We start from the raw sequence: 2,308 nt of genomic DNA, 5'->3' as shown, positions 1-2,308 counted from the left end.
GAACATAGCCATTTAACAGAGATAGCAGATAAAAATTCAAATGGCAATCTTGAAGACAAAGGGCGAGGTTATGGTGTTTTAATGATTGAAATAAAAGGATACCAATTCGCTATCCCTTTACGCTCCAAAATGAAACATAAAGAAAACTTTCCTACAAAGATTTACACGCAACACAATAAGAAATACAGAAAAGGATTAGACTATACAAAAGCAATAATAATTACAGATCCTCGTTTTGTCTCACATAGATCATTCAAAATTCCACAAGATGAATTTTTAAAAATTGTAAATTCAGAAAACCGTATAATCCAGTCTTTTGAAAAATATGTGAATCGTTATGTCCAAGCCTATAATACAGGGGATGAAAATATTTTAAGAAAGTACCAATTTTCAACATTGCAAAATTATCACACAGAATTAGAATGTGTTTCGAACTATTCTGAACAACAAACCTCCTAAATAGAAAAGCAGACCTTTAAGATCTGCTCTTTTTTATTTGATTATGTAATTTTTAATTCCCGGATGCCAGTAAGCCATTACCTCAAACGCTCCATTTGCAACCTCATCATCTTCTTCCTCAATCTTGACCAGATCGCCATCCTCCGCATCACCAAGGTTCAACTCTTTATGTATCTCTTTTAAAATGCCGCCGTACCCGATCAATCTACGGGCAGCCAGCGCATCATCCAAGTAAAGCACCGTGTTCAGATTGTCTTCTGTCACCTTATTGCCGCGCACAACATCCGTATCCTTAACCGGATATTTAGAGATTTCGAGAACAGCTTTTTGCTCCATCATCGCTTCCCGCACTTCGTTTTCAATCTGTTCAGCGTCAATCTTGGCTTTACCTTTCACTCGACGAATATCGACAATTGGAGTGTAATCCAATTTCATCGCCTTTTTCCAAAGGCTCGTCCACTCCGCCTGCTTAATATAATTTTTCCCAAAATAATTTTTCCTTACTGGTATCAACACATGAAAATGCGGATGGTATGTATCTTCTTCATGATTTTTGGTAATCTCTAAAGCTCTGAAAAACCCAAGAACCGAGCTCTTTACTTTTTTGTACTGGAACAGTTTCCTAAAGCCTTCCATCATCTCAGAAATTTGTGGCTTCAGCCGTTCTCCCTTTACATTCCGAACCGTCAGCGTGAGAAAAATCCATCCGCAGCCATACTGCCGATTGGCTTCCTCTACGATCAACTTATTGTGATAAGCAATTTTTAACGACCTGCGCCACGCACACATCGGGCATAACCTCACTTTACAAAAATGGGCTTGATACAGTTTTAACTTGCCCGTCTCCGGGTCTCTCTTAAACGAAAGATACTCTGCACAACCAATTAGCTTTTCAGCCTTTTTGCCATAGTAAGGTGCCCCAATCTTACTCTCTAACGCTTCGTAATGCTCCGCCATGAGGTTCGTACGTCTCTTTTTCCCCTTCCAATCCCGCTTTTTACCTGTTGCGGTTTTGTCTTCGAGGATGCTATAATCGTTTTCAGATGAATAAATCAACAAAAAAACTCCTTCTGAGCTAGTTCTCTAGCATTCTATTATTTTGATTCGACACCTTAATAATAGCAGAAGGAGTTTTTACCTGTCAAAAAGCCGTTTAACCCTTGACACACAAGGCGTTGACCTGATTTTGAAAAATGATGTTGTTTCTATATAGTATCAAGATAAGAAAAGACCCGATTTCGGCTTCGCCAAAATCGAAAAAGACCGGCTGAAAACAGCCGGCTTTTTTAAAAGCTAAAACATGAAGATCAAAACCATTCTTCCCCCGTAGGGGGGAGATTTTTTTTGAAATTTCATCATTTCAGTCTCCATACGACCAACGCAGCCTCCTCACATAATCAACGCATGATTTACTAGGAGTACGTATTGAACTTGGGGAAGAACTTTTCTAAAAAAAGATTTATAATTAATTTCGAGGTTTTTCTGTGTTTTTCTCACAACATAGTATACTAATAAACATATAGGCAGAAATCGCCTCAAAAAAGAAAGTGAGGTGAATACATATTGGAGATCAACATCCAAATAGAAAAGGACAAAATCGCTTTTGGATTCAAATCCAAAATGATCTTGCCCTTTCTAATAGCAATGACTAATCTTTATCTTTAACCACAGCTTTAGCTGGACCAAGAAAGTGGGCCAACACTTTCTTGGTCTTTTTATTGGTCTTATTTAAACCATTATTTTTTGTGTCAGCTGTTAAAATCATTATACATTTTTTTTGCCAAAATGGAAAAAAGCAAAAATGACAAAATAAAAAAAAACAGATCAATAACGATCTGTTTTACATATC

General features: G+C 37.3%; 2 protein-coding genes. One reads left to right on the top strand and one right to left on the bottom strand.

The genetic code is table 11. The features are described 5' to 3' along the window. Positions 1-459, top strand: a 459-nt coding sequence (gene tenpIN / locus ACFWX1_RS48030) for a type III toxin-antitoxin system TenpIN family toxin (protein ID WP_378396621.1), incomplete at its 5' end; no start/stop codon positions are given. A gap of 33 nt (positions 460-492) precedes the next feature. Here tenpIN and ACFWX1_RS48025 read toward each other — a convergent pair. Next, the gene (locus ACFWX1_RS48025; RefSeq protein ID WP_378396620.1) at positions 493-1,518 is read right to left on the bottom strand and encodes a protein rep; all 1,026 of its coding nucleotides are present in this window, start codon (positions 1,516-1,518) and stop codon (positions 493-495) included. Positions 1,519-2,308: the final 790 nt, after the last annotated feature.

Source organism: Amycolatopsis sp. NPDC059021, assembly GCF_042739895.1.
GTDB lineage: Bacteria > Actinomycetota > Actinomycetes > Mycobacteriales > Pseudonocardiaceae > Amycolatopsis.
The sequence above is the reverse complement of the archived record's forward strand: the minus strand, read 5'-3'. Positions and strand labels throughout refer to the sequence as shown.